The 25,415-nt window shown below is 43.6% G+C and carries 21 protein-coding genes and 2 pseudogenes; 9 read left to right on the top strand and 14 right to left on the bottom strand.

Annotation, left to right across the window (positions count from 1 at the left end; all coding sequences use genetic code 11):
* Positions 1–59: 59 nt before the first annotated feature.
* Together OCV30_RS16180 and OCV30_RS16175 are read right to left on the bottom strand one after the other, a co-directional pair.
* Positions 60–2,300, bottom strand: a complete 2,241-nt coding sequence (locus OCV30_RS16180; RefSeq protein WP_065679760.1) for a methyl-accepting chemotaxis protein — start codon at positions 2,298–2,300, stop codon at positions 60–62.
* A gap of 407 nt (positions 2,301–2,707) precedes the next feature.
* A complete protein-coding gene (locus OCV30_RS16175; protein ID WP_065679761.1) occupies positions 2,708–4,495 on the bottom strand; it encodes a sigma-54-dependent Fis family transcriptional regulator in 1,788 nt (595 codons plus the stop codon).
* A 340-nt stretch (positions 4,496–4,835) separates the two neighbouring features.
* On the opposite strand from OCV30_RS16175, the gene exaC reads away from it, so the two are divergent.
* Positions 4,836–6,356 carry an acetaldehyde dehydrogenase ExaC gene (gene exaC, locus OCV30_RS16170; protein ID WP_065679762.1) on the top strand — a complete coding sequence of 507 codons (1,521 nt, stop codon included), beginning with the start codon at positions 4,836–4,838 and terminating at the stop codon, positions 6,354–6,356.
* A 140-nt stretch (positions 6,357–6,496) separates the two neighbouring features.
* Here the strand turns inward: exaC and OCV30_RS16165 are convergent, their stop codons facing one another.
* The 7 genes from OCV30_RS16165 to OCV30_RS16135 all read right to left on the bottom strand — a co-directional run bounded on the left by OCV30_RS16165 (position 6,497) and on the right by OCV30_RS16135 (position 12,554).
* The gene (locus OCV30_RS16165) at positions 6,497–7,234 is read right to left on the bottom strand and encodes an NUDIX domain-containing protein (RefSeq protein WP_065679763.1); all 738 of its coding nucleotides are present in this window, start codon (positions 7,232–7,234) and stop codon (positions 6,497–6,499) included.
* 236 nt (positions 7,235–7,470) lie between these two features.
* A complete protein-coding gene (locus OCV30_RS16160; RefSeq protein ID WP_065679764.1) occupies positions 7,471–7,872 on the bottom strand; it encodes a hypothetical protein in 402 nt (133 codons plus the stop codon).
* A 144-nt stretch (positions 7,873–8,016) separates the two neighbouring features.
* Positions 8,017–8,349, bottom strand: coding sequence for a DMT family transporter (locus OCV30_RS16155; protein ID WP_012601126.1), 333 nt, complete (start codon positions 8,347–8,349; stop codon positions 8,017–8,019).
* A 160-nt stretch (positions 8,350–8,509) separates the two neighbouring features.
* Positions 8,510–9,349 carry an S-formylglutathione hydrolase gene (fghA, locus tag OCV30_RS16150; RefSeq protein WP_065679765.1) on the bottom strand — a complete coding sequence of 280 codons (840 nt, stop codon included), beginning with the start codon at positions 9,347–9,349 and terminating at the stop codon, positions 8,510–8,512.
* Between the two features lie 156 nt (positions 9,350–9,505).
* On the bottom strand, positions 9,506–10,654 hold the full coding sequence (locus OCV30_RS16145) for an S-(hydroxymethyl)glutathione dehydrogenase/class III alcohol dehydrogenase (RefSeq protein ID WP_065679766.1): 1,149 nt from the start codon (positions 10,652–10,654) through the stop codon (positions 9,506–9,508).
* Between the two features lie 498 nt (positions 10,655–11,152).
* Positions 11,153–12,061, bottom strand: a complete 909-nt coding sequence (locus OCV30_RS16140; protein ID WP_261879045.1) for an Abi family protein — start codon at positions 12,059–12,061, stop codon at positions 11,153–11,155.
* Between the two features lie 316 nt (positions 12,062–12,377).
* Complete coding sequence (locus tag OCV30_RS16135; RefSeq protein ID WP_244499050.1) at positions 12,378–12,554, bottom strand: hypothetical protein; 177 nt, start codon at positions 12,552–12,554, stop codon at positions 12,378–12,380.
* Between the two features lie 133 nt (positions 12,555–12,687).
* On the opposite strand from OCV30_RS16135, the gene OCV30_RS16130 reads away from it, so the two are divergent.
* Positions 12,688–13,838 (top strand): IS3 family transposase gene (locus OCV30_RS16130; protein ID WP_141678301.1). Its coding sequence is split into 2 segments (ribosomal slippage): positions 12,688–12,931 and positions 12,931–13,838, totalling 1,152 coding nucleotides; the frame shifts between segments, so codons are not numbered across the junction.
* 31 nt (positions 13,839–13,869) lie between these two features.
* On the opposite strand, the pseudogene OCV30_RS16125 reads toward OCV30_RS16130, so the two are convergent.
* A pseudogene (locus OCV30_RS16125) lies at positions 13,870–14,439 on the bottom strand (IS4 family transposase); the annotation flags it as partial.
* Between the two features lie 166 nt (positions 14,440–14,605).
* Here OCV30_RS16125 and OCV30_RS16120 point away from each other — a divergent pair.
* The 6 genes and pseudogenes from OCV30_RS16120 (at position 14,606) to OCV30_RS16095 (ending at position 19,080) form a co-directional block, all read left to right on the top strand.
* Positions 14,606–15,190, top strand: a complete 585-nt coding sequence (locus tag OCV30_RS16120) for a hypothetical protein (protein WP_048664398.1) — start codon at positions 14,606–14,608, stop codon at positions 15,188–15,190.
* Positions 15,191–15,626: 436 nt separating this feature from the next.
* Positions 15,627–16,091 carry a cupin domain-containing protein gene (locus OCV30_RS16115; RefSeq protein WP_065679769.1) on the top strand — a complete coding sequence of 155 codons (465 nt, stop codon included), beginning with the start codon at positions 15,627–15,629 and terminating at the stop codon, positions 16,089–16,091.
* A gap of 27 nt (positions 16,092–16,118) precedes the next feature.
* Positions 16,119–16,485, top strand: a pseudogene (locus tag OCV30_RS16110) (VOC family protein).
* 46 nt (positions 16,486–16,531) lie between these two features.
* Complete coding sequence (locus OCV30_RS16105; protein ID WP_017097735.1) at positions 16,532–16,903, top strand: nuclear transport factor 2 family protein; 372 nt, start codon at positions 16,532–16,534, stop codon at positions 16,901–16,903.
* Between the two features lie 197 nt (positions 16,904–17,100).
* Positions 17,101–17,745: a hypothetical protein gene (locus tag OCV30_RS16100; RefSeq protein ID WP_065679770.1), complete on the top strand. Its 645-nt coding sequence runs from the start codon at positions 17,101–17,103 to the stop codon at positions 17,743–17,745.
* Positions 17,746–17,961: 216 nt separating this feature from the next.
* Positions 17,962–19,080 carry an AlbA family DNA-binding domain-containing protein gene (locus OCV30_RS16095; RefSeq protein WP_065679771.1) on the top strand — a complete coding sequence of 373 codons (1,119 nt, stop codon included), beginning with the start codon at positions 17,962–17,964 and terminating at the stop codon, positions 19,078–19,080.
* 110 nt (positions 19,081–19,190) lie between these two features.
* Here OCV30_RS16095 and mpaA read toward each other — a convergent pair whose 3' ends face one another.
* Complete coding sequence (mpaA, locus tag OCV30_RS16090; protein ID WP_065679772.1) at positions 19,191–19,901, bottom strand: murein tripeptide amidase MpaA; 711 nt, start codon at positions 19,899–19,901, stop codon at positions 19,191–19,193.
* A 312-nt stretch (positions 19,902–20,213) separates the two neighbouring features.
* Between mpaA and OCV30_RS16085 the strand changes: the two genes are divergently transcribed.
* Positions 20,214–21,839 (top strand): ABC transporter substrate-binding protein, encoded by a 1,626-nt coding sequence (locus OCV30_RS16085; protein WP_065679773.1) that lies wholly within the window; start codon positions 20,214–20,216, stop codon positions 21,837–21,839.
* A 106-nt stretch (positions 21,840–21,945) separates the two neighbouring features.
* Here the strand turns inward: OCV30_RS16085 and OCV30_RS16080 are convergent, their stop codons facing one another.
* The 3 genes from OCV30_RS16080 to manA all read right to left on the bottom strand — a co-directional run bounded on the left by OCV30_RS16080 (position 21,946) and on the right by manA (position 25,316).
* Positions 21,946–23,370, bottom strand: a complete 1,425-nt coding sequence (locus OCV30_RS16080; protein WP_065679774.1) for a PTS fructose transporter subunit IIBC — start codon at positions 23,368–23,370, stop codon at positions 21,946–21,948.
* 13 nt (positions 23,371–23,383) lie between these two features.
* Positions 23,384–23,824, bottom strand: a complete 441-nt coding sequence (locus OCV30_RS16075; RefSeq protein ID WP_065679775.1) for a PTS sugar transporter subunit IIA — start codon at positions 23,822–23,824, stop codon at positions 23,384–23,386.
* A gap of 274 nt (positions 23,825–24,098) precedes the next feature.
* Positions 24,099–25,316 carry a mannose-6-phosphate isomerase, class I gene (gene manA, locus OCV30_RS16070; RefSeq protein ID WP_065679776.1) on the bottom strand — a complete coding sequence of 406 codons (1,218 nt, stop codon included), beginning with the start codon at positions 25,314–25,316 and terminating at the stop codon, positions 24,099–24,101.
* Between the last annotated feature and the right edge of the window lie 99 nt (positions 25,317–25,415).

Below are 25,415 nucleotides of genomic sequence, written 5' to 3'. Positions count from 1 at the left end.
TGCGTTTCTCCTAAAACATAGTGTTTCTCGGCCTAGTTATTGTTAGACGTTGTTGGTAATTAAGAAAGCTTGAACTTACTCAGTTCGCCGTGTAAATCACCGGCTTTCACTGTCAGCTCATTACTGATTGCCACTGATGATGTCATGGTGTCCATCACTTCCACTGCTGTGTCATTGATGATAACGACATTGCGGTTAATCTCTTCTGACACAGAGCTTTGCTCTTCAGCCGCGGAAGCGATCTGATTGTTCATGTCATTAATCACTTCAATCGCTTGGTTGATTTCAGACAAGGCTTGATGTGCAGCTTCGGTTTCACTTTTTGTGTTGTTCGCTTGGTTCTGGCTTTGCTCCATCAGTACCACAATAGATTGAGTCTCTTGTTCTAAGCGAGCCAACATAGAGCGAATCTCTTCTGTTGAACCTTGAGTTCGATTCGCTAGGTTACGAACCTCATCAGCAACCACTGCAAAGCCTCGACCAGCCTCTCCTGCACGAGCTGCCTCAATCGCTGCATTCAGTGCAAGTAAGTTAGTTTGCTCTGCAATGCCACCAATCTCGCTCAAGATACCCTGAATAGCGGTGCTCGAATCGACTAAGTTCTGTGTTTGTTGCTGCGCATCGTTAACCTGCACAGCTAAGCTGTCTACAGCACTGGCGGCATTGTCCATGCGCGTCATACCATTGAGACTGTTGCTCTGCACTTGGCTTGCTGCTGCCGCTGCTTGAACCGCTGAGTTCGCCACTTCTTGCGCTGTTGCACTCATTTCATTGATAGCGGTGGCAAGTGAGTTCACTTCGTTAACTTGAGAATTCAGCTGGTCACGTGAAACTTCAGCACGAGCTTGGCCTTCTGTCGCGTTTTTATCCACTTGGTCAGCCGTTAGCATCACGGTAAGTAGCATCTCTTGTATGCGAGATAGGAAGGTATTGAACCAGTGTGCAAGCTGAGCGGTTTCATCCTTACCTTTCACTTCAATGCGATAAGTTAAGTCACCTTCACCCTGTGCGGCATCTTTAAAGCGTTCCACTAAGTTGTTCAAAACCTTGCCCAAAGAGTTAGCAATGAATGCCATTGAGGCAATGCCTAGAAGAGCGGCGATGATTCCCGCCCACACACCTTTTTCAAGTGCTTTTGAATTCTGAGCATCACTCCACTCGGTGTAGTCATTGACGCTTTTGGCTAGGTGACTACTAGGAACAGACACCATGACTACCCATGGCGCATCACTGGTATCAATGGCAGTAATCGCGTACTCATCGCCGCCGAAAGTCACAAGACCGGCGCCTTCTCTGTTAGCGATAGACTGAATCTTTGACCATTCAGATTCCAATTCAGAAGAGACTTTTTTACCCACCATATTTCCAGCTCGGCTGTTGGCCAGTGTAATGCCTTTCCATGAAGTGATTAGGATTTTTCCTTGGCCATCAAACAGGTTACGCGCAAGTAACTCACTTTGGCTTTGGAGTTCATGTAGGGATAAATCAAAGCCTAGCGAGCCGATGATTTTTCCGTCATGTTTGATTGGTTGGCTGATGGTGGTAATGAGCTCTTGTTTGCCGCGCACTGAATAAAAATACGGTTCCATCACAAACGTTTTACCTGTTTGATATGGCATTAAGTGCCAGTCATCTTTGCGCTCACCGTTGCTGTTGAGATCGGTATTGCTAAAGCTTTCCATTGCGACAGCATCAAAGCTGTTCTGGTCATTGGGAGAGAAGAAAGGCGCAAGGTAGCCTTGACTGTTAAAACCTAACTCAGTGTTTGAGCTTAACTCGATGTTTGAGCCAGATTCGATATTCGAGTCTGATTCTGTGTTAATGCTCAGTTCGGTGTTCGAGTCTTGTTGGTTATCTGAAATCAGCGACGTATCTGAGCTATTTTCGCTGTTCACGTTGAGCTCGTTCTTCAAGACAGACTGTTGTGACCATGTCTTATCTTCCCAAACCATGTAACCCGCAAATACAGCTTTGTTTTGTGCTTCCAGTGCCGCAGTAAACTGTTTCACGATAAGCTCTGCACTTGCGTCGGTTTCTGAACTTAATTCGATGATTGAGCGCACTTGCTTAAGGTTCGCTAATACGGGGTTAAGCTGGTTAGCGATGTTCAAACCTTGTTGAAGTGCCGTGTTTTGTAAATCCGTAGCAGTGGCCTCTGTCAGCTGCGTTTTTACTTTTTCAGTGACTTGTTTATTCACATCGGTAAATGCGTTGGTCGTCATTCCCATGGCGATTAACAGAGTGAAAGCCATCGCTCCGCCCGCACTCACCGCAATTCGCGTTCGTATACTGTTAAACATATTATCTCTCTAACCAAATAGTGGTAGTTTTTCAGAGATTTTAAACAAGATACGTGAATGGAAAATTCTAAATAATGAACACAATAAGAATAGGGTGATTAAAAATATAAATAGGATGGTATAACGCTCCGGATTATGTCTTTTAGAGAGGAACAATAAGATAGGTGTATGGCTGTTTTTATTCTATTATCTAATTGTATTTGTTGATATTTTATACTTGATGCCGTTTTTAATTCCCTGGTAAATCAGGAGGTTGTAGTTTGAGGGTGTTGTGGATATATATTACTCATTATATGACATCAGTCACATTTTAATTTCATCCGAAGTATTGAATACCCACTTAAAAAGTATGCATTTATACTTTGCAGACTAAATTCAAGTAACTGGACCATTGATCATCTTGATTATTAAAGAATCCCCAAGCTCTTTAGCTTTCGATAAATGGTATTGCGGCTGATCCCCAGTATTCTCGAAGTCTTGCTGATGTTGCCTTGGTTCGCTTGATAGGTTTGTAGCAAAGTTTCCTCAACGGTACTTCTTAAATCGTTATTCGTTGTGCCTTTGGTGGTATTTTGAGTCGTCAGTTGATGCTGATTATCTTGCGCTAATAACGTGAGATGTTGAGCAAGGTGGCTGGGCACATGCTCGAGTGTGAGTTGTGCTTCATCACTCGCGAGTAGGGCGGCGACCTTAAGTAAATTGTCTAACTCGCGAATATTGCCTGGCCAAGAATAGGCGCACAGTAAGCTCATTAAGTGCGGGCAGATTGTCTGTTCGTCTTCGGCATATTTACGATGAATGTGCTCGATTAAGGCGTGCTTGTCTTGTCGGTGTTGCAAGCTTGGCAGAGTAAAGGCCAAGCCATTCAGGCGGTAAAAGAGATCTTGTCGAAATTCCCCCGTAGCGACCAATTGTTCTAGGTTTTTATGAGTTGCGGCGATGATCTGACAATCGACTTGATAGCTCTGATTTGAGCCAACAGGCACTACCGACTTATCTTGTAGAACATGCAGCAATCGACACTGAGCCTCCAATGGCATGTCGGCGATCTCATCGAGAAACAGAATTCCCTTATCTGCTTGGCGGATCTTACCTTGGAATCCTTTGTGGCTTGCGCCAGTAAAAGCGCCCGGCGCGTAGCCAAACAGTTCTGATTCGATAAGATCTTTCGGCAGCGCACCGCAATTTACTGCTACTAGGGGCGAAGATTTACGTTGGCTTTGTTTGTGCAACGCCTTTACAAATTCGCCTTTGCCAACGCCCGTTTCTCCTAAGATTAATAGGCTGATCCCTTTGTCGATTAACTTGTTGGCTTGCTGCCAAGCATGTTCAATTTGTTGTTCACCATGGTGCAAATCACACGATGCCGAAATAGATCTAGTGCGTTTTGCGGTTGGTTGCTTGAGGTGCTGTTTCTCAAACACAAAAGGTGCATCAAATGAGGCTCGATTGAAGAGAGTCTCGATGCATTCGCCGACGATCGAGGTTTGATCCAGCAGTTGAGAGGCGACCTGATTGTGCGCCACAACCTCACCAGCTTCATTGGCTATCACAATTCCTTGCCAGCCGCTGTGTAATAGAGATTTCTCACACGCGAGGTCGATTCGAGTGGTGCCTTGTGGGATATGACTCAGAAGTTGATTTTCTACAAGCTGAACCATATTTTGAACCAGTAACTGCACCGAACTGTCGTGTTGTTGCTGCTCACTGGTAATATCCAATACGCCAACCATCTGCCCTTGATGATCAAACACCGGGCTTGCGGAACAACTGATAAACCGATGCTGGTGGATGAAGTGCTGTTCACCAATGATAGATACTGGTTTCGCTTCAACGATGGCGGTGCCAATCGCGTTGGTGCCTTTAAGTTGTTCCTGCCAACATGCTCCCGAACTGAGTGCAATTGACGTCAGCTTCTCTTTAAACCGCTCCTGTCCCCAACTTGCCAGAATTACCCCTTCAATATCCGTCAGAATCAAACGGCTGTCAGTGCGTGCAAACATCTGATTAAACAGAGGGAGAGCATTACGTTCGACGATATGAATCAAGTCGGACGATTGATGACGTCGCTGTTTAAGGATCGATTGTGGCAGGCGAATGTCTTCGGGAAGTCGTCTCTGTTTTAGACCCGCTTCTGTGCTGCGGTGCCAAGAGGATGAAAGCCAATCTGAGGTGTTTGCTTGTTGAAGATGCATGACTGTCCCATGTCGTAACAGTGAGGGTGTACCAATTTGGAACAGTTGAACACTGGAGTGCTTTTCAGACGTCCGTTCAATGCCAACTCACTTTGGGTTGTAAACGTTTGGTAATCATAGTTTTACAATTTATTAACAACAAGTTTTGAAGTTCTGGCGTGTGATTTGCGTTGTTACTGTTGTGAAGAAAACACGAAGTATCAGTGTTTTAAACAGAAAGCATAAACATGGTGACACTCTTTTTTAGAGCTATTTTCTCAAGGGAAGCCGCCATGCTAGCTCGACAACATAAGCTCAATAACGAATGAACAACGACTAAAAATCTAAGAAGGATCTAACTATGATTTACGCACAGCCGGGTAGTGATAACGCAGTGGTGAACTTTAAAGCGCAATACGATAACTTTATCGGTGGCGAATGGGTGAAGCCTGTTAGCGGCGAGTATTTTGATAACACTTCCCCAGTGAATGGTCAGGTGTATTGCCAAGTGGCAGGTTCAACCGAGGCGGACATTAGCTTGGCACTTGATGCGGCGCATGCTGCTCGTGCAAGTTGGGCTTCGACCAGTGTGACTGAGCGTTCGAACATCCTGCTTAAAATTGCCGACCGCATTGAAGCGAACCTAGAAGAAATCGCAGTCGCCGAGACGTGGGAAAACGGCAAGCCTGTGCGTGAAACTTTGGCAGCAGACATTCCTTTGGTTGTCGATCACTTCCGTTATTTCGCGGGTTGTATTCGTGCGCAAGAAGGCAGCGCAGCAGAGCTCGATTCAAACACCGCAAGCTACCACTTCCCAGAACCTATTGGTGTGGTGGGGCAGATCATTCCTTGGAACTTCCCGATTTTAATGGCGGCTTGGAAATTGGCACCTGCACTGGCTGCGGGCTGTTGTGTGGTGATGAAGCCCGCGGAGCAAACACCGACATCGATTTTGGTGATGATGGAGAAGATCGCCGATCTTCTGCCTGCAGGCGTAGTCAACATTGTGAATGGTTTTGGTAGCGAAGCGGGTCAAGCGTTAGCAACCAGCGATCGTTTGGCAAAGCTGGCTTTTACCGGTTCGACAGAAGTCGGCCATCATATATTGAAATGTGCGGCTGAAAGTTTGATTCCATCAACAGTAGAGCTTGGCGGTAAGTCTCCAAATATCTACTTCCCAGACATCTTTAACCATGAAGACGAATACCTTGATAAGTGTGTCGAAGGCATGTTGCTGGCGTTCTTCAACCAAGGTGAAGTGTGTACCTGTCCATCACGTGTGTTGATTCATGAATCGGTATACGACAAGTTCATCGCCAAGGTGGTCGAGCGTGCTCAAACTATTAAACAAGGTAACCCGTTAGATACTGATACGCAGGTTGGCGCACAAGCTTCAAAAGAGCAGTTTGATAAGATCTTGAGCTACCTAGAAATCGGTCGTCAAGAGGGTGCGAAAGTGCTAACAGGCGGTGAAATCGCGCAGCAACCAGATGATCTCGGCAACGGTTACTACATTCAGCCAACCATGCTGGAAGGGCACAACAAGATGCGTGTATTCCAAGAGGAGATCTTCGGCCCTGTTATCGCGGTGACGACGTTTAAAGACGAAGCAGAAGCGCTAGAAATCGCTAACGATACCGAGTATGGCTTAGGTGCAGGCGTATGGACGCGTGATGCAAACCTAGCGTATCGCATGGGTCGTAACATTGAAGCGGGGCGTATTTGGGTGAACTGTTACCACGCTTACCCAGCTCATGCCGCGTTTGGTGGTTACAAAAAATCGGGCATTGGCCGTGAGACACACAAGATGATGCTCGACCACTACCAAAATACTAAGAACCTGTTGATCAGCTACGATACTAATCCGTTGGGCTTCTTCTAATACAGGTTCGTTCTAAAAGTATGAGAATGAATCATGGGTACAAAGAATAACTAACAACGCAGTCGGCTTAATTAAGAACAAAAGCTAGAAATCAAAACGCCCAATTCAATTGAGTTGGGCGTTTTTATATCTGAAGCACTCTAGCTTTTCGAAAAGAAGATCTCGGGCTTGTGGGTTGGGCCTGAATTACCTTCTAGCTGAGTGAGTTCCAAACCTTGCTTTCCTATCAGAGAACCGACCAATTGGCGGTTAAACGGGTAGCTGTCGGGGTTGTTAATATACTCTTCAATATCAACCCATTTAGCCTCTGCAATTTCATCGGTGTCTTGAATCGCAATCTCTTGGGTTTGAGCGATAAGGTGGCAAATAAAGTAGAGGTTCGATTTGCCAAACTGATACGGATGTCTCGTCGCCATGCCAACTACAGAAATGAATGTGGCTTTGATACCAGTCTCTTCCAAGGTTTCACGAACAACCGATTCTTCAATGCCTTCACCCAACTCAATATGGCCGCCCGGTAATTTGTAGCCTGTCATACCGTGCTCTTTAATCATCAGCACTTGATTATGTTCGTTGGTGATCAATGCGCCTGCGCCCAAGGTGTGGGTCGGAATGAAAGGCACGAACTCGACAATTTCGGATTTATGGATCAGTGTAATTTCGTCTTCCAAACAGTTGTGAAACACAAAGCCAAGCTCAGTCGCCACAGGAATAAGGTGCGAGAGCGAAATAGGCAAGCTAATCCAAATTATGCCTTTGTTATTCTGCTTTGAAAATTCGGTGATCTCGCTGAGTTCGGCATTGAAAGAGCCAGCATCGTGAGGGGCTGTTGCTGGGTCGATGATGATGCCGTTAAATTTGTCGAGCGTAAATTCCACGGGTGATCCTTTATTATTTTTGATTTATATGGAGTCGAGCATAGGTGGAGCTTATAACATCTTAAGGGCTTATAAAACCTGCTCTGCTTGTAGCGTTTTTAAGAGCACGGCAGTGATGGGTAAAAACTAAGGGAGAGTGTAAAGCGGGCGGCTTGAAACAAAAATTACGCTAGAAACAAAAACTGCGCTTGGAAGCCAAAGCGCAGTTTTAAAATAGGGTTTATTTGAATTCGACTCTAACGAATATAGTTTGCATCAACACTTACGTACCAGTGCTGAAGCTTGCCGTCAGATTTTTTGATCCACAAATCGTTGGTGTAGCTCTCAATCTTGCCGTTAACCGTTAAACTGAACGTGTTCTCGTCGAATTCGCCAAGCTTCACGAACTGGTCTGTGGTAACCAGGAACGGGTCCATGTCGTCCACGCCAACCACATCTGAAATCACATAGTAGTGGTAAGTCAGCGGCTTGCTCGCATCATTCGGGTTGCTGCGGTACGCCACAAGCTTGAATGGTTCCGTTAATGGAAGGTCGAGCGTTTGCTTGTCCATGGTCGCTGGAATCGGGATAAACAGCCAAGCGGTAAACAGACCGCTTAATAAAACCATCAGGAAGAAAAGAGTCTTAATTGCTTTCATAGCAACCTTCAAAATAGGTGATGTAGAAGACGCTATGGTAACAGGTTTGATTTGCCGATTGTAAGAGTATGAATAAGTGAAGGCGACACTGTCTGTTAGGAAACTTGAACGAATTGACACACTGTTCATAAGTCACTATCTACACTAGTGCGAGTGACCTTGAGATAGGTTGATCATCACAACACCTGCTGCCACAAATAACATACCAACCCACACCATAGTATCGAGGTGCTGACGGTAAACAAATGTAGAAATCAAGCTCACGGTTACGATAGCCAAGCCCGCCCATAAAGAGTGAACCACACCTACAGGCATCCCTTTCATTGCTTGGCTCAAAAATAGAAATGCCGCCAAGTGTCCTGAAATCACCAATAGAGCAGGGATGGGTTTAGACAAACTGAAACCGTCGGTTGCTTTAAGTGCTACGTGAGAAAGTGCTTCCGCCATCACGCCCATCATTAAGAAAAACCAGCTCATAGTCGTACCTTTTAGTTGTATTGTTTTTTGTTGGTATAGCGGGGTATTTGAAAGTGTTAATCGTTGTTGCTGCTCTTTAGCAACAGCGTATTTGCCCAAACAGCAGGCATAAAAAGCCCACACCTCACGCTTTTGCAAGGTGTGGGCTAAATCGGTGTGACTACTTGTTTAGGTAAGCAGCGTGGAACTCAATATGCTCATCAATAAAGCTAGAGATGAAGTAGTAGCTGTGGTCGTAACCTGGCTGCATACGTAGCTCTAAATCGGCATTGGTTACCTTAGCCGCTTCGACTAATTGCTCTGGCTTAAGCTGCTCAATCAGGAAGTTGTCCGCTTCGCCTTGGTCAACCAACATTGGCAGCTTAGTGCCTTTGGTTTTTAGAAGCTCAGAGGCATCGTATTGCTTCCACTCTTCAATATCTAACCCTAGATATTGGTTGAATGCTTTTTGTCCCCAAGGGCATTGCATTGGGTTGGTGATTGGGCTGAATGCCGAGATAGAACGGTAGCTATCTTCGTTTTTAATACCAATCGTTAGGGCACCGTGTCCGCCCATGCTGTGACCAGAAATCGATTTCACTGATGTCACTGGGAAGAAAGATTCAATCAAAGCTGGGAGCTCTGTTACCACGTAATCGTACATGTGGTAATGGCTGTCCCATGGTGTTTGAGTGGCATTCACATAGAAGCCTGCACCTTGGCCGAGATCGTAGCTTTCATCGTCGGCAACGCCTTCGCCGCGTGGGCTTGTATCAGGTGCAACAATCGCAATGCCTCGCTCAGCCGCGGCTTTGAACGCGCCGGCTTTTTGCATGAAGTTTTCATCGGTACAGGTTAAGCCTGATAACCAATACAAAACAGGAACTGGGTTTTCTTTGCTTGCGTTAGGCGGCAAGAAAATCGCAAAACGCATGTTGCAGTCAAGCGTTGCAGAAAAGTGGGTGTATTGTTTGTGCCAACCACCAGCAACCTTTGCTTGGCTAATGTTTTCGATTGTCATCTATTGTGCTCCGTTAGGTTGATGGTTTTGGGAGTAACTTGTCTATGTCATTTAAAGTTTCACCACCCACCGGGCAGGAGGTGGTGAAGACAGTTTCGCTCTGATGTTTAAGTCAGAACTGTGGTCTCGACACCTAAGTATCGAGACCAAGGAGAATTATCTGTCCATGTGTAGAACAGTACGGATAGATTCACCTTTGTGCATTAGGTCGAATGCTTCGTTTACGTCTTGCAGACCCATAGTGTGAGTGATGAACTCTTGAAGACCAAACTCACCCGCCATGTAACGGTTAACGATTTCTGGAAGCTCAGAGCGGCCTTTAACACCACCGAAAGCAGAACCACGCCATACACGACCAGTCACTAGTTGGAATGGACGAGTTGCGATCTCTTGACCTGCACCCGCAACACCAATGATGACTGATTCGCCCCAACCTTTGTGGCAGCACTCAAGTGCTTGACGCATCACGTTTACGTTACCGATACACTCGAACGAGTACTCAACACCGCCGTCTGTCATCTCAACGATAACGTCTTGGATTGGTTTGTCGAATTTAGTTGGGTTGATGCAATCAGTTGCGCCAAGCTGTTTTGCTAGCTCGAATTTGCTCTCGTTGATATCAACACCGATGATGCGGTCAGCACCAGCCATGCGAGCACCAATGATTGCAGATAGACCGATACCACCTAGGCCGAATACAGCAACGTTGTCGCCTTTTTCAACTTTAGCTGTGTTCAGTACCGCGCCCATACCTGTTGTTACACCACAACCTAGAAGACAAACTTCTTCAAGTGGTGCTTCTTTGCTTACTTTCGCTAGAGAGATTTCAGGAAGCACTGTGTACTCAGAGAAAGTCGAGCAACCCATGTAATGGAAAATCGTTTCGCCATTGATAGAGAAGCGGCTTGAACCGTCTGGCATTAGGCCTTTACCTTGCGTTTCACGAACCGCTTGGCATAGGTTAGTTTTACCAGATTTACAGAATTTACATTCGCCACATTCTGCTGTGTAAAGTGGGATAACGTGGTCGCCAATCTCAACACTTGTAACGCCTTCGCCGATCATCTCAACGATACCGCCACCTTCGTGACCAAGAATAGAAGGGAAGATACCTTCTGGATCGTCACCTGATAATGTGAATGCGTCAGTGTGACAAACACCAGTAGCAACGATGCGAACTAGAACCTCACCAGCTTTAGGAAGTTGTACATCAACTTCTTCCATTTTTAGTGGCTCGCCAGCTGCCCATGCAACCATTGCTTTTGATTTGATATGCGTTTGACCAGGTTTAATTTCGATTGTCATTGGATGTTTCCTATATATGTCAGTACAGCGGATAACCGTGCAATTAAATTCAACCCGTTAAGCGTAGTTGAGCTTAATTGTTTCCGCTCTCTCGTTTTGTTGGAGCTAGTATAGGGGCGACTCTAGATCTTGATAATCCCCCTAAATGGAAAATGATTATTACTTATTTGTAATAATGGGTATATTCAGAAGGATTCGGAGAGGGGTAGTTACTCAGAAAATGTAAGAACATTCTGAGTAGCTTTCTATGAAAGACACTAATAGGAAACAAATGGGGCGTGAGTTAATAGTCTATGTGATTTGGTGTGGTGGTCATCAACTTGTTTTCGAGGTTTGTATGTCACTAGGATCTCTAACTCATTTCTGTCCAGAGACGTGCTTGACCTCTACGGTGATAGCACTCATTGGGACAAAAGCGCCTTAGGGTTAAAGTTGAAATTTTTTCTGCCAGATTGAAGTTATAGTATCTGAATTTCTCGAATTTAATGCTCTTGTAATCTATTGTACCGTGAGTTTTGCCACCAAATAGAGTTGGTTGTTAAATGTCTCGATGACATCGAATTCATCTTTATCAAGTTGTTTTAACTTACCGCGTAAACTCCGCTTGTAGCTCGAAAGTGGTTCCGTAAATTCGTTTGTATTTTTACGTTGGCACAGGTGCAAATACTTTATAGATGCGACGCGTCTAGCTTCAGATTGAAGCATGTGCACTTCTAGCCAGTCTACTTTTTCAGAGGATAGCCAGCTAATGATCTCAACTATTTTATCAAGTTGATGGTTAATGTATTGAATGGCAGTTTGTTGATCTATAACGGTCTTATGCTTCCAGATCGGAGAGTTATGTGCGATATCATTACGTAGCTCCCTCAGTGAGGATATTTCACGCTGAATGGATGCATTAGTATGCCCTTTAGGCAGGTTTGGAAATATTGTAGGGATGCATTGAGGCCATAGGGCGTGTTTGTCTCCATTAATTGAGAAACACTCTCTGAGAAGATTATCCCAGAATCCAAAATCCATCTTAGCAACAAGCAAGTCATGCCTAGTTAGTCCTTTAGGTGGCATTTTTGATGCTAGTTTTTTCTTGACTCTGGCAACTTCTGACTTGTGCCAAGTAATGTTGTTCTTATCGCGTTGAGCAACCTTCCAACTCTTTCTTTGTTTGGTATTGAGTTTGTCATACCAGTCCGGTGCAATCAGCGTTGTTGCGTTGTTATGGATTGAGTTTCTTAAGGCTACTTCTAAAGTGCTAAGCAGTGGTTGTAAACTGGCCGCGGCTTTTACTGACCAGATATATGCACCATGTAACTCTACTGGTGATGTGGTTGCAAAAACTTTTTCATACATCGCCAATCTTTGATATGGCAACACATTGGTAAGGGCGCTGTATGTAATTCTATTTGGCATTCTCGAACTTTTGGATTTAGTTGACAGTGGCTCTGATGTTGCATAGTATACATGTATCAGCTTGTAGATGACCACTGATTCAAGCCACTACATAAGCAACCGTTTATCGGAGAAAAGCCCCAATCTTTTGATTGGGGCTTTTCACTTTCTGTGGTTCCAAAACTTACCAATCATAATGTTTGTTCGATGCTTCTTAATACTTTTTTAAACGAGACTCAGTGTGCATCGAATTAAATGGGGACAAAAGCGCCTTAGATTTATTGCCTTAAACGTTGGTGACTCAAAATTACACCTTAGTGACAAGAATTGGACAATGTTACTTGATATAACCCATTAAACACTCACCTGCTTTATATTCTGAATAATGCGTGGCCATTTGTTGTTTTTCTTCTTTTCCTTGAACAATTGGGTATTCAAATACGTCCCCAATAATAATTTTACCTCTGGTGTACTCATCAACACTTTTTGTGGCTCCTTTTAGGGTTTCTTCCATCGTGTTGTATTCCATTCCCATTTGTCGAAAAGTCATGAAATACTGTGCTGTTTTACCGACTTCACGACAGTTGATCCGCACCAGCAGTTTTGGACACTGAGTTAAGTGAGTACAATCACTAATGAGGTGAACCATGACAAGTAAGAAGAAACGTATTATCCATTCTCCTGAATTTAAAGCAGAAACCCTGAAGCTGGCAGAGAAAGTGGGAGTCGCTGCAGCCGCAAGACAGCTCTCGTTACATGAATCTCAGATCTACGGTTGGCGAAAAGCCACAAAGAAGAATTCTAGTATTAGCCAACGAGAACAAGAATTGGCCGTTGAAGTCGCTAAGCTAAAGAGGCAGTTGGCAGAGCAAGCAGAAGAGCTAGGAATCGTAAAAAAGGCCGCCACCTACTTCGCGAAAAATCTAAAGTAAATTGCTATGAATTTATGCTCGAACACCTGCTGAGTTTCAGTCTTTCCCGTATGGCTAAGGTGTTCAGAGTTTCTCGAAGTGGGTTTTATTATTGGGTTGAGAACCGCCACAAGGCGATTCAACGTGAGACAGAGCGCCAAAAGCTTGATACCAAGGTAAAAGAAGCCTTTGACGTTAGCAAAGAGCGAGATGGCTCAAGACGCATTCAGAAAGAACTGGCAGAGAGCGGTGATAACCATAATGTTAAGACCATTGCCGCCAGTATGAAACGTCAGGATTTAGTAGCGAAAGCAGCTCGCAAGTTTAAGTGTACAACGGACAGTAAGCATAAAATGCCCGTTGCTCCGAACTTGCTCGCTCAAGATTTTAACGCAACGGCTCCGAATCAAAAATGGGCAGGAGACATCACTTATGTTGCCACAAGCGAAGGCTGGCTGTACTTAGCTGTCATTATTGACCTTTATTCAAGGCAAGTTATTGGTTGGTCTATGGATACGAGAATGACGGCCTCACTGGTCTGTGATGCTTTGTCGATGGCTTTATTCCGTCGAGGGTTCCCTGAGCATGTCATAACTCATAGCGATCGAGGTAGTCAGTACTGTTCGAAAGACTATCGAGACCTCATAAGCACTTATAATTTAAAACAAAGTATGAGTAGAAAAGGGAACTGTTGGGATAACGCATGTGTTGAGAGCTTCTTCCATTCACTGAAAGTTGAAGCAATTCAATATGAGCCAATTATGACGAGAGAGCAGATGCGCCAAACGATCTTCGAGTACATAGAAGTTGATTATAATCGAACGAGAAGGCACAGTGCTCTTGGGTACCTAAGCCCAATGAACTTTGAAAAGCGAAATGTCGCTTAGCTAAGTGTCCAGTCTGACTGGAGCAGATCAGTTTGATTGATACTTCACCTCGGACACGACCTAACCAAAACCAACTTTTCTCCTGTACTTGGCGGAACCAAGTATTTCTAAAACCCGCATCAGAAACGATGATCGGACTGACTTTATTCGGCAAAATACTCTGCAATTTATCGAGGAATGTTTGGTGACTTTTCGGTGAATTGTATTGGTCATACTCAAAAACTTGTTCAAAGATTGTGATGGCTCGACCATCAAGTGCAACGGATGCTCTTAACGTCATATAACGAAGTTGTTCACGAACATCAGACCAATCCACGAGGATCACAGGGCATGAGTTGGCGCCCGTTATTAAGTAGGCATGCCATTTATAAATTAGGTCTTTTCCACGATGTAGTTGGCGATTTCCAAGCAGTCTATCAACGCGTTTGATCGCATGTTTTACCGTGGTATTAGTGTCCAGTTTGCGACCTAGTTTAGTCAGCGTTAAGTCTGAACCGTCAAGTACACTTTTTGTAGCAAGTATCAGAGAACTAACGCGTTTTTTGTGAATGGAGGGGCATTGGTTTTGTATGGTTTGTTGTAGAATCTGAATGTCGCGCATTGTTAACCCACTTGTTCGAAATGTGTGTTCAGCGATATTCATTAGGATCAAAGACGGCGATGCGCGTCTACCTCATTGTTTTTACGCCTGATTATGAGGGGATTCGCAAGATTCAGGCGTTAGTTCATATATTAAAAATTTTAATTTTTTGGTGTGATAAATAGAAATGGAAAAGCAATTAGCAAGAATAAAAGAAGATCTTCGGAAAGAAATAATAGCTGTACATCAAAGTAGTTTAGCCGATGCAAGAGAAAAATTTCAGTTGGCTTTAGATGATAGAAAAGATTTTCTTGAACCAGAATGTGATTTTGATTTATACGAAACAAAAATCCCGAAAGTGATGAAGTTTTTTAAAACAGGGATTCAATTTTTAATTGGTTTTTTTCTTATAGGGACATTAGCAAGCAAAGGTTTGCTTGAAGTAGCGGAAACATTCAATTTATTAGATAATTTGTACTTTGCGGATAATCGATTGTTTACTGCAGATGAACTCTATAAGCATATACTAGGTATCGAATCTTTTGTTTATATAGGTAATGCATTAGCAATCTCAGCAGGTATAGAGTTGAGTTACATGCTGTTTACTGATGGTCCCGATGAGACCATTGAACCACTAATGTTAGCCATTGCTGCAGCAGCTTTTTATACTATATCCGAATCACCTGAAAATAGTTGGGCAATGCTTGGATATGCAATTAGCCTTTTAGTTTTAATGGTATGTTTGAAGTTATATAAGCGTTGGAAGTTATAAACTAACAAACGCAAACCAACACTTTTTCTGGTGCGATGTTACTCATCGCACTAGCTATTCACAAGTAAATTGCCATACCTGTAATTATTGATGGTTTGCTAATTTAGCAAAAGCACTGACAAATAATTGTCCAGAGGCTTCATAGACCTGAAGTTTTACTCGTGGCACTTTTCTCAAAAAGTGCCAACTAGCTCAGATCTGCCCCAAAGTGTATCACAACCGATGATTGACTAATTAATGGTGAGTTGATTTTGTAATACATATGCTAACTAACAACCCTAGAGTGCAGGTGTTTTTTTCGTAACCCATCACTCGTGTGCGTACAAAAATCACATAACCATAATATATGACTTGAGTTGCTTAAAAAGGTTGAGCAAGATGGACAGAATTAAATGACTATATCCCGACTGAAAAGCGTTATGCACAGGGGCAATTAATGACGAAAGCGAAACAAGCTTTAAGCATAAAAGGTTATACGTTTAACCCATTTCCAGAGCCATTTAAATCTCGCCTTGGTCAATCTGAATGCAGAAGTTTAGGTGATTCTTTTGGGCTCACTCAGTTCGGTGTGAATCTGGAAGTATTAGAACCGAATGCGCAGTCGGCTCTTCGCCATTGGCACACAAGGTCAGATGAGTTTCTTTATGTACTCGATGGTGAGCTATGTTTAGTCAGTGATGACGGTGAGCAGACATTATTTGCAGGAATGTGTATTGGCTTCCCTGCTAGGGTCGAAAATGGACATCATTTAATAAACCGTAGTAGCGAACAAGCTAAATTTATAGTTATAGGGAGCCGAGTTGCAAAAGACGAAGCCCATTATCCAGATGATGATTTCAAATGGGTTGTTGAAAGTTCTGGTGAATGGACTCCCTCTAGAAAGAACGGCACACCATACTAGTGACTGTTAAGTAGTAGGAGGGAGACTATGATTCCAACAGCGATTCTTATTCATGTTCAAAATGTCGCATTGGGCATCGATTAGTATCAAAAAGCCTTTCCTACAGCTGTATCTGTTTATCATCCTAGTTTCGACTTTACCATGCTCAATTTGAACGGTTTTTCTCTTGAGATAGTACAAGCAGACGAAAAAGTAGGCTCGTGTAAATGTGGGACAGTTTTATATTGGTCGGTAAACAACTTGGATAAAGCACTGGATCATTTTGAAGAGCTTGGTGCAAAACTGTATAGAGGCCCAATGGCAATTGAAAATGGGCTTTTTTATGTGTCAAATCGAAGACCCGTTTGGCAACTTAATTGGCTTGCGTGGGGCGACCATGTTGCAAGTGGTTTAAATGGATTATAAAAGGCCTTATATGCCATATCAGTTTAGGAGGTAAAATGGACATTTTGATCGAACAAGAAATAGAACTCCATCAATACCAAACTCGTCAGAACAAGGCTGATCTTGATCGTTTAATACACCCTAGTTTTACTGAAGTTGGTAAGTCAGGAGATAGCTACGACTTTACATCCATTATTCAAATGATGGATTTGGAAGAGCCTTCAGATATCCGCGTTCATTCTCAAAAGTATGAATGTATTCAACTTGAGCCTTCTATACAGCTTTTAAAGTATGAGTCTGCTCTTGTAAGTGAATCTGGAGAAGTTAGTGACTATGCCAAACGCTGTTCAATTTGGACATTTACGGGCACTTGTTGGAAGCTCAGGTATCATCAAGGTACGCAATGTAAACCTTTCAAACTCAGTTAGTAGTGATTATCCGAAATCTAACTATCTACTGAAGTTTGTCATTACGGGGGAGCTTAAAGTTTGTAACACGCCTCTGCCCCTTTGTGTGTTAATTCAGATGTCCGACGCATTCTCGAAAAGCGCTCATTGAGTTAGTTTTTCTAATACCTTTTGATATGATGTAGTATGCCTATTTAAGACGTTGTTAAGGAACTAGTATGTCATCGTTAATCTTCTATACCCAACCAGATGCTGCTGTTGTAGCCACAGATACCCTTGCAGTTTCTTCTGATGGCTCACCGTTTAGTTTCTGCACAAAAGCAGGGTACATCCCACATTTAAAGACAATCATTGCAGGAACTGGAGCGGGTGGGTTTTCAAGTCAATGGCTGTTGCATGCTTCTACACGCATGGTAGTGCACGGAATTCATAATTTAGACTTCCACACACCAAAAGGACTTGGGGAGCTTTGGGAGACTTATAAGAAGGAGTATTCTCTGACCGATGATAGTACAACTACTGTTTATCAATTTGGTATCAGTGAAGAAAGTGGAGAGGTCGTTTCATTCGCTTACCGCTCAACAAATAACTTCCAGTCCGAACCATTGCAATTTGGTACAGGGGTAAAGCCAGCTTGCACAGTGCTAGAAGGTAATCTGCTAGATATCATTCCTGATATGATGGTTGAACAGAGAAAGAACGAAGCAGAAAAGCCACATAATGAGAGAGTATATATTGGGGGGGAGATTATAGCCTTGGTATTAACTAATGAAGGTTGTAATCACATAAAAATTGGAGAATTCGAGGATTTGGTTGCCGATGAAAAAGCTATTTTCGAAAACTTCAACAGAATGACTAATTGACTACGAATACTGTGGGAAGTTGAAGGATTTTTGCATTTCCGCCACTCATCTCAAGTGTTGCTTATAGCAAAGTTATATACAACTGTCTGAAGTAATTTGAATAATGCCCGCAATCTATGCGAGCTAAGCTTACACTTGTATACTGCTGATTTTATTAGGATAATTAATACATAGTATGCTTACTGTTTCAACTGAAAAACTTGATCGGACTCTTTTATGACAGATGCACTAATGATTCGAGATGTAGATACCCAACTTCAGAGTATATGCGATACATTTTATAGGGTTAATAGCGGTAAAATCAATGGGGTTGGGCCTTGGTCTACCTTATATAAAGAATCATTCTTATGGGATAAACTTAGAATTCACTCTCCATATTGGTGGTCTTATGTATATGAAAGAGCAATTCTTTTTCCTGAATTGCATTCTATTCTTCAAATAATACGACCGACCCTTGAGCAACCACTCGAAGTTGCAGCTCCCTCATTAATTCAAGCAAAGCTATATGAACTAAGTAAGCTAGCTTTCCAAATTAGGTTAAATGGAAGAGTTGAAGATCGTGAAAAATACATAAGAACAGCGGCCTCACTAAAATGCTTCCCTCCAACTCTACGCTATTACATTGAAGCAGTTGAAGCTCATGTGAAATTTGCTGACTATTTGCTATACGCAACTCCATTACCTAACGAACTTAAAAATGCATTGGATCTAATGGCCGACATTTCAAACTGCCCTAAAGGCGGAGTTAGACCTTTAGAGAAGTTTCAAGAACTTAACTTGGACTATGTACCACCTGTACATAAGGAAGCGTTAGAGATAATTAGAAGTGATGAGGGACAACACGTTGAGTTTAAATCATGTTATTCATCTTCTAATACTATACGGAACTATGATAAAAACGATTTGAACGAACAACGAATAGCCTCTGTAGTAGCTTTTTTAAACTCAAATGGTGGCAATTTATTCATTGGCGTTGATGATGATATGTCGATACATGGGATTGAAGAAGAATTAGAGCACTATCACAATTATTCAGAAGACAAGTTCATGATGCAACTAGCTTCTCTCTTTCGAGATAAGATCTCTATGCGTACTATCAATGATGAACAATCAAAAACAATATCAAAGCCAAGCGAACTATTGTCTACTATCTTAGTTTCGCTCAATGGGCATACTGTCGCTTGGGTTAAAGTTAAGCCATCAAAAGACCACTTGTTCTTTTTTCGAGAGAAGAAGAATAGAGAACATTTCTACGTTCGCGATGGTCGTAGAAAACAGAAATTAGGGCCTGAAGATATCGAGCATTATCTAAAATTAAAAAGGGCTACTCTCTGAAAAATAATGCCCTAGTTCAGTAATGCTCTAACTTACTTTTTGTAATCTCAATCGACTGAATTAGATTAAAGATTCTAGCTCACTTATGTCCAAAAATGAGTTAGCAATCTTTAAACAACCCCCTCATACCCCAACACCGCCAAAAATGCATCCAAATACTGCTCTATAGTCAAATCCGCAGAAACGGGCGGCAGCTCTACGGTAATACAAGGCAGGTTTCTTTCTTGGCACCATGTACCGAATGAGCCTGGGGTTTCGTAATCGACGTCTTCAACGAGTGGTAGGTGGAACTGCTTGCCTAGCCAAATGGCGAGTTCAGATTGGGTTGGGTCGTCGACCATCGCGAGTGGTTCGTGGAAAGATATGACGAACTTGGGTTGGCGTTGCTCAATGAGGTTGATGAGCGACTGCACTTCCGGTTCAAGCTGATCGGCTTGCCCCGTTTTTACTTTTACATCTCTGACAGGGGTGTGAGAACTCCAGCGATAGACGGTGCCGTTTTTAGTCCAGTTTTGAGTTGGAAAGGCGCGGTTCAGATCGACTTGGTTTGCGTTAGCGCGAGTGCCAAGCTGGTTGCCATCTGGGTTCATCGACAGGATTACATCGTGTCGTAAGTTGGCGGCAGGCAAACTTCTTAGCGCGCAAGATAAACCCGCGATAGAAGCCGTTTCATCGCCGTGTGTGCCCGCTAAAATCAGCCCGCGAGATTCGCTTTCTATTTGCGCGGGGAAATAGAGCAAGGGTGCACCCAATACTGACTTTCCATATGACAGCGGCTTTATCGAAAACGCAGCTCTTTCCGTTCTTGGAATTAAACTCACCTTAATCTCCTGATTGATCAAGTAGTATCAAATAGTAATACCAATCGTAGTAAATAACTGTTCACTCTAGCTTGTTAAAAATCTCGATAACGTCGTTAGATTTTTTGATTGTAGAATAACTACTTATCGAAAAAATCTGCCTTGTTCTCTAGCTTTTTTCCTGCGCTATTTTTGAACACTTACTTACTGTGATTGGTATAACTACTATTTAGATGACTTCTATTAAATAAACCATAGCGTCAAAACTCGTCAACCGTCGCATTGTTAATTTTATTACTTTGCTTCAAAGATAGGCTAGGAGAGCAAAAAAACATGGATTTTAAGAAACATTCAACGGCTTTAATCATTTCATCTTTATTGACCCCTTTTATCTCAGTGACTGCCGTTGCTGACACATTGCCTGCCGGAACTTCTCTGGCGAAAGAGCAACACTTGGTACGTGCTAATGATGCAGAAGCTGCGACACTCGATCCGGCAAAGGCAGAAGGCTTGCCTGAAATGCACATTCTACGTGACCTGTTTGAAGGTTTAGTGATCCAAGATCGCGATGGCAACATCACTCCAGGTGTCGCGGAATCTTGGGAAACCGAAGACAACCAGACGTTTGTATTCCACCTTCGTAAAGATGCTAAATGGTCGAATGGCGATCCGGTGACGGCCGATGATTTCGTGTATGCGATAAGACGCGCGGTCGACCCAAAGCTTGCTTCGCCAAATGTTTGGTATCTCAAGCTCACTCAAATCAAAAACATTGCTGATGTGGCAGAAGGTAAGAAGCCCGTTGAAGAGCTCGGTATCTCGGCGGTTGATAAGCACACGGTGAAATTCGAACTCGATAGCAAAGTGCCATACTTTGTGGCGATGACAGGCCACACTTCAATGATGCCCGTTCATAAGGCAACGCTAGAAAACAGCGATAAGCCGTGGAGCGATCCGAAGCAGTTTGTTGGCAATGGTGCGTTTGTTTTAGGCGAGTGGGTGGTGAACGAACGCATTGAACTGGAGAAGAACCCTAACTATTGGGACAGTTCAGATACGCACTTAACCCAAGTGACTTACATTCCGTTTGAGAACCAGAATGCGTCGATTAATCGCTATGCGGTGGGCGAGGTCGATATCACGTCTGATGTGCCGACACATATGGCGCAGCAGCTAAAAATGAAATATCAAGACGCGTATACAGCGGTACCTTTATTGTGTACATACTATTACGCGTTCAATACCACGCGCCCTCCGTTTGATGATGCGCGAGTGCGTAAAGCGGTGTCTTATTCCATGATGCGTAATGTGATTATTAATGGAGTGACTCAAGTAGGTAACTTACCGGCTTATACCTTTGCTCATGAATACACGGCAGGTTTTGATGCTACTCAACCTGAGTACAGTACATGGATTCAAAGGGAGCGTGACCAAAAGGCGAAAGAGTTGCTGAAAGAAGCCGGATACGATGCTTCTAACCCGCTAGATTTTAAATTGCTTTACAACACCAGTGAATCGAATAAGTCGATTGCGGTGGCGATTGCATCCATGCTGAAAAGTAATCTAGGCGCGCAAGTTGAGTTGGAAAACCAAGAGTGGAAGTCTTACTTAGTATCACGTCGCCAAGGTGATTTTGATGTGATGCGAGCATCTTGGTGTGGTGATTACAATGAAGCGTCGACCTTCTTAAGCCTTCTGCGTTCTGAATCTTCAGGCAACTTTGCTCGTTACAACAACGAAAAGTACGACTCAGCAATGGATAGCGCATTGGCTGCAACTAATGAGCAAGAACGCCAAGGTTTCTATGACCAAGCGGAGCAGTTACTGGCTGAAGATATGCCGATCGCGCCAATCTACTACTACATGCAAGCTCGCCTAGTGCGACCAAGTGTCGGTGGCTTTGCGAAGCACAACGTAGAAGGCCGCATCTATTCTAAGGATCTTTATATCAAGCAGTAAAAAGCTTTGAACATTATATAAATAAAAATCCCCATTCGCTGACAAGGCGAATGGGGATTTTAGTTACTAGGGGGTAGTAATTTTATCTTCTAACTTGTTTCAGGTTTTAAATAGCCACCATGTCCGCGGCTTTCTTCATCGCTTCTTTCGTTGAACACTCAATCACGTTCGCGTTAGCAAAGCGGTGAGCGTCTTTCACTTGAATATCGTGTGCCAAAATAACCAGTCTCGCGTTCGCTACATCTAGGTCGCTGATGCGGTTCTGAATACCGTTTTGACCTTGAGTTTCTACCTTAATCTTAAGGCCTGCTGCTAAGCCTGCTTTTTCCAGTGCTTTCGCTGCCATGAAGGTGTGTGCAACACCAGAAGGGCAACATGTTACGGCTACGATGTCGTACTCGCCTTCGCCGGCTACAGGAGCTGTTTGAGCTTGTACTGGCGCTTCAACCATGTCTTCTTCTGTTTCTACCGCGACAGGTTTCCAGAAGCCAACGATAACGGCTGTGGTTAGTGAGCCAAGTACAATACCGACCACGTACATTGGAATGTTACTTGATACTGGCGCAGTGATTAGGCCGCCCCAAGGTGCGTGTAGTAGAACGTCTGTCATGAAGCCGAATACACAGCCCACGATACCACCGGCAACGATTGAAGGAAGTACGCGCATTGGGTCATTTGCTGCGAATGGGATAGCACCCTCAGAGATACCAATAGAACCCATGATTGCTGCTGCTTTACCTGCTTCTTGCTCTTGTTTAGAGAACTTGTTTTTGAATAGGAACGTCGCCAATGCCATACCTAGAGGTGGTGTACAAATCGCGATGCCTACGCCGCCCATTAGCCATGGTTGTGTGTCTACTTGAGTTTGAGCAAATAGAGTCGCGACTTTGTTGATAGGGCCGCCCATATCAAACGCCGTCATACCACCAAGGATTGTGCCCAGAACCATCTTAGACGCGCCAGCCATTGAAGCTAGGAACTCGTTCATTGAAGACATGAACAGTTTGATTGGCTCACCAATGCCCCACAGTACGATGCCGGCAGAGATTAACGTGCCTAGAAGCGGGTAGATGAAATAAGCACCTAGCGCGGTCATGTTGGTAGAAAGTGGGATTTTCTTAAGCTGGAACACCACGCCACCGGCGATAAAGCCTGCCACGATACAACCAAGGAAGCCGCCGCCCATATCAGCCATGATGCCAGAAGAGATCATCGCAGGTGCCAGTGCCGGTTTATCTGCAATTGAGTAACCAATAAAGCCGCCAAGAATGATTGGGAAAAGAACAAGGCCTTTGATACCGATATTAGAGATGTCTGCCAGCAAGCCGTCGGCCGGAACCGCACCTTTGCCTGATGCCATGACCGCTAACGCCAACAGAACACCACCGGCTACGATGAAAGGTAGCATGTGTGAGGTTCCGAAAAGCAGGTGGCCTTTCATGGTACTAAGGATTTTTTTAAAGTCGCTACTACTATTTTTATTATTTGAGTTACTACTGGTATTCGTAGCTTGAGTTATTAGGGTGCTCATAATTTTCTACGCCTTATGAATTAATTAAAATATTAAGGATTTGATGTTCATCTTTTGCGTTATGGATATCTTGAATAAATTCATCGCTGAATTTTCCAAACAGTTCTTGTAGTACATAAATATGATGGTCAGCACCGTTATCTGGTGATGCAATCATAAAAAATACCGTTGGGTTAATGCCGTCTTCATCGCCATACTCAATACCTTCACGTTTTACACCGACAGCAATGGCAGGCTCAGTAACCGCTTGGTTTTTGGAGTGAGGGTAAGCGATGCCATCCATTGAGGTGATACTTTGAGATTCACGAATTTCAATACCTGATAGGAAAGTATCTTTGCAATTGATTCGGTTGTTCTCAAATAACATGCCCGCCAATTCTTCAAACAGTTCTTTTTTATTATTCGCTTGAAGATTGTTATTAATTAAGTTGACGTTAGTTAGCTGTGTGATCATTTATTAACTCATTCACGATTGAAGTTCTTGAATTAAAATTAATGGATTAACCCGATTCGCGAAATAGCAAATAAAAGCCCTTCACTGTACATTTGTATCCAGCAAAATTAAGTGTGATTTGCATCATTAATGCAGTGTGAGATGGGTCATATTTGATGGCGTCTTGATTATGTTTTTGACACGCTAATAAGCTTCGTCAGAAACAAAAATGCCCCGCAAAGCAGGGCATGATCAGTGTTTGTATTTACTCGGGAGAACTACTTATTCGATAGAGCTAGCTGTAAGCACGCGCCACGCGTCCAACGCAATCGAGTTTGTAGCTCTCTGCGTAAGCAGGAATGAACACCGATTGGCCTTTCTCTATCACACAGGTTTCGCCGCACTGGTGAGTCAGCACCATAGATTCGTCGAGAGGTAGTAGGATCTCGGCACCTCCGGTAGTGATCTGTCGCTGATGTGAGTTTTGCACGATTGAGAACTTAAAATCCTCGACTGGAATTTGGTATTCCATCACATCACCTTGCTCTATCGGGCTTAGCAGTAATCTATCCGCAGGCTTTTCATTAAATCTCGTACAAGAAACCAGTTCATTCACGTCCATGTATTTAGGCGTCAATCCTGCGCGGAGCACGTTGTCAGAGTTCGCCATTATCTCTAATCCAGTTCCTTTGATGTAGGCGTGGGGAGTCTCAGCGTCTAGATACATGGCTTGCCCCGGCTTTAGAGTGATCACGTTCAATAGCAGTGGAGCAAACAACCCGACATCACCCGGGTATTGCTCTTCCAGTTCTGAAATCAACTGGAACACAGGTGTATCTGAAAGCTTCGCCTTCATCAGCAACATGGTCAGCGCCATGCCTTTTTGTTCTCCTTGCAAAGACAATAAGCTCGCGAAGAAGCTCGCTAATCCATTGGGAGTTTGGTCGCCCTCTAGGTCATTGACCATCGAATGCAGCTCTGGAATATCAAGGTAATGGAAGTGCTCAAGAATCTCGCTGATTGATCTAAAACCATTCATCGCGGTGTAGTCAGTTAGGGCATACACCAGTTCTGGCTTGTGGTTGGCATCCTTGTAGTTGCGGTTGCCAGCCGTCATCGGAATGCCTTGCTGTTCTTCAAGAGCATAGCCAGATTCGGCTTGCTGCTTGTTCGGGTGTACTTGAACAGACAGTGCTTTCTCCGCCGCTAACACCTTAAACAGATACGGAAGTTCACCAAAACGGCTCGCGACTTTCTCACTTAGAAACAGGTTTAGGTTCTTAGAAATCAAGCTAGACAATGTGGTCTGCTGCCCGTTGTCGTTCACCATTGAGCAGCCATTCGGGTGAGCGCCCATCCAGATCTCCGCTTGTGGCTCACCTGATTGGTTATCAATACCAAACAGTTGGCTAAACGAAGAAGGGCTACCCCATGCGTAGTTTTGAATCACGTTAGTCATAGGGTAGAAAAAGCGTTGTACGAACGAGTCGTTCGCTAAAGAAAAATCAGACATCGAAATCACCATGAAGGGAAACATGGCTTGAGCTCTACTCGACTTATTCATTAGTAAAAAACTAGCAACTAAAGTATTAGTTACTAAAAACAGTAGGGT

The organism is Vibrio atlanticus, assembly GCF_024347315.1.
Classification (GTDB): Bacteria; Pseudomonadota; Gammaproteobacteria; order Enterobacterales; family Vibrionaceae; genus Vibrio; species Vibrio atlanticus.
Note: the sequence above shows the minus strand (reverse complement) of the source record. Positions and strands in the feature narration are given on the sequence as shown.

Coding starts and splice junctions, on each gene's coding strand:
- OCV30_RS16155 (WP_012601126.1), bottom strand. CDS start 8,349: ATGAGCTGGTTTTTCTTAATGATGGGCGTGATGGCGGAAGCACTTTCT.
- fghA (WP_065679765.1), bottom strand. CDS start 9,349: ATGACAATCGAAAACATTAGCCAAGCAAAGGTTGCTGGTGGTTGGCAC.
- OCV30_RS16085 (WP_065679773.1), top strand. CDS start 20,214: ATGGATTTTAAGAAACATTCAACGGCTTTAATCATTTCATCTTTATTG.
- OCV30_RS16075 (WP_065679775.1), bottom strand. CDS start 23,824: ATGATCACACAGCTAACTAACGTCAACTTAATTAATAACAATCTTCAA.
- OCV30_RS16095 (WP_065679771.1), top strand. CDS start 17,962: ATGACAGATGCACTAATGATTCGAGATGTAGATACCCAACTTCAGAGT.
- OCV30_RS16105 (WP_017097735.1), top strand. CDS start 16,532: ATGGACATTTTGATCGAACAAGAAATAGAACTCCATCAATACCAAACT.
- manA (WP_065679776.1), bottom strand. CDS start 25,316: ATGTCTGATTTTTCTTTAGCGAACGACTCGTTCGTACAACGCTTTTTC.
- OCV30_RS16115 (WP_065679769.1), top strand. CDS start 15,627: ATGACGAAAGCGAAACAAGCTTTAAGCATAAAAGGTTATACGTTTAAC.
- OCV30_RS16135 (WP_244499050.1), bottom strand. CDS start 12,554: ATGGAAGAAACCCTAAAAGGAGCCACAAAAAGTGTTGATGAGTACACC.
- OCV30_RS16100 (WP_065679770.1), top strand. CDS start 17,101: ATGTCATCGTTAATCTTCTATACCCAACCAGATGCTGCTGTTGTAGCC.
- OCV30_RS16160 (WP_065679764.1), bottom strand. CDS start 7,872: ATGAAAGCAATTAAGACTCTTTTCTTCCTGATGGTTTTATTAAGCGGT.
- OCV30_RS16180 (WP_065679760.1), bottom strand. CDS start 2,300: ATGTTTAACAGTATACGAACGCGAATTGCGGTGAGTGCGGGCGGAGCG.
- OCV30_RS16120 (WP_048664398.1), top strand. CDS start 14,606: ATGGAAAAGCAATTAGCAAGAATAAAAGAAGATCTTCGGAAAGAAATA.
- exaC (WP_065679762.1), top strand. CDS start 4,836: ATGATTTACGCACAGCCGGGTAGTGATAACGCAGTGGTGAACTTTAAA.
- OCV30_RS16145 (WP_065679766.1), bottom strand. CDS start 10,654: ATGACAATCGAAATTAAACCTGGTCAAACGCATATCAAATCAAAAGCA.
- OCV30_RS16140 (WP_261879045.1), bottom strand. CDS start 12,061: ATGCCAAATAGAATTACATACAGCGCCCTTACCAATGTGTTGCCATAT.
- OCV30_RS16175 (WP_065679761.1), bottom strand. CDS start 4,495: ATGCATCTTCAACAAGCAAACACCTCAGATTGGCTTTCATCCTCTTGG.
- OCV30_RS16080 (WP_065679774.1), bottom strand. CDS start 23,370: ATGAGCACCCTAATAACTCAAGCTACGAATACCAGTAGTAACTCAAAT.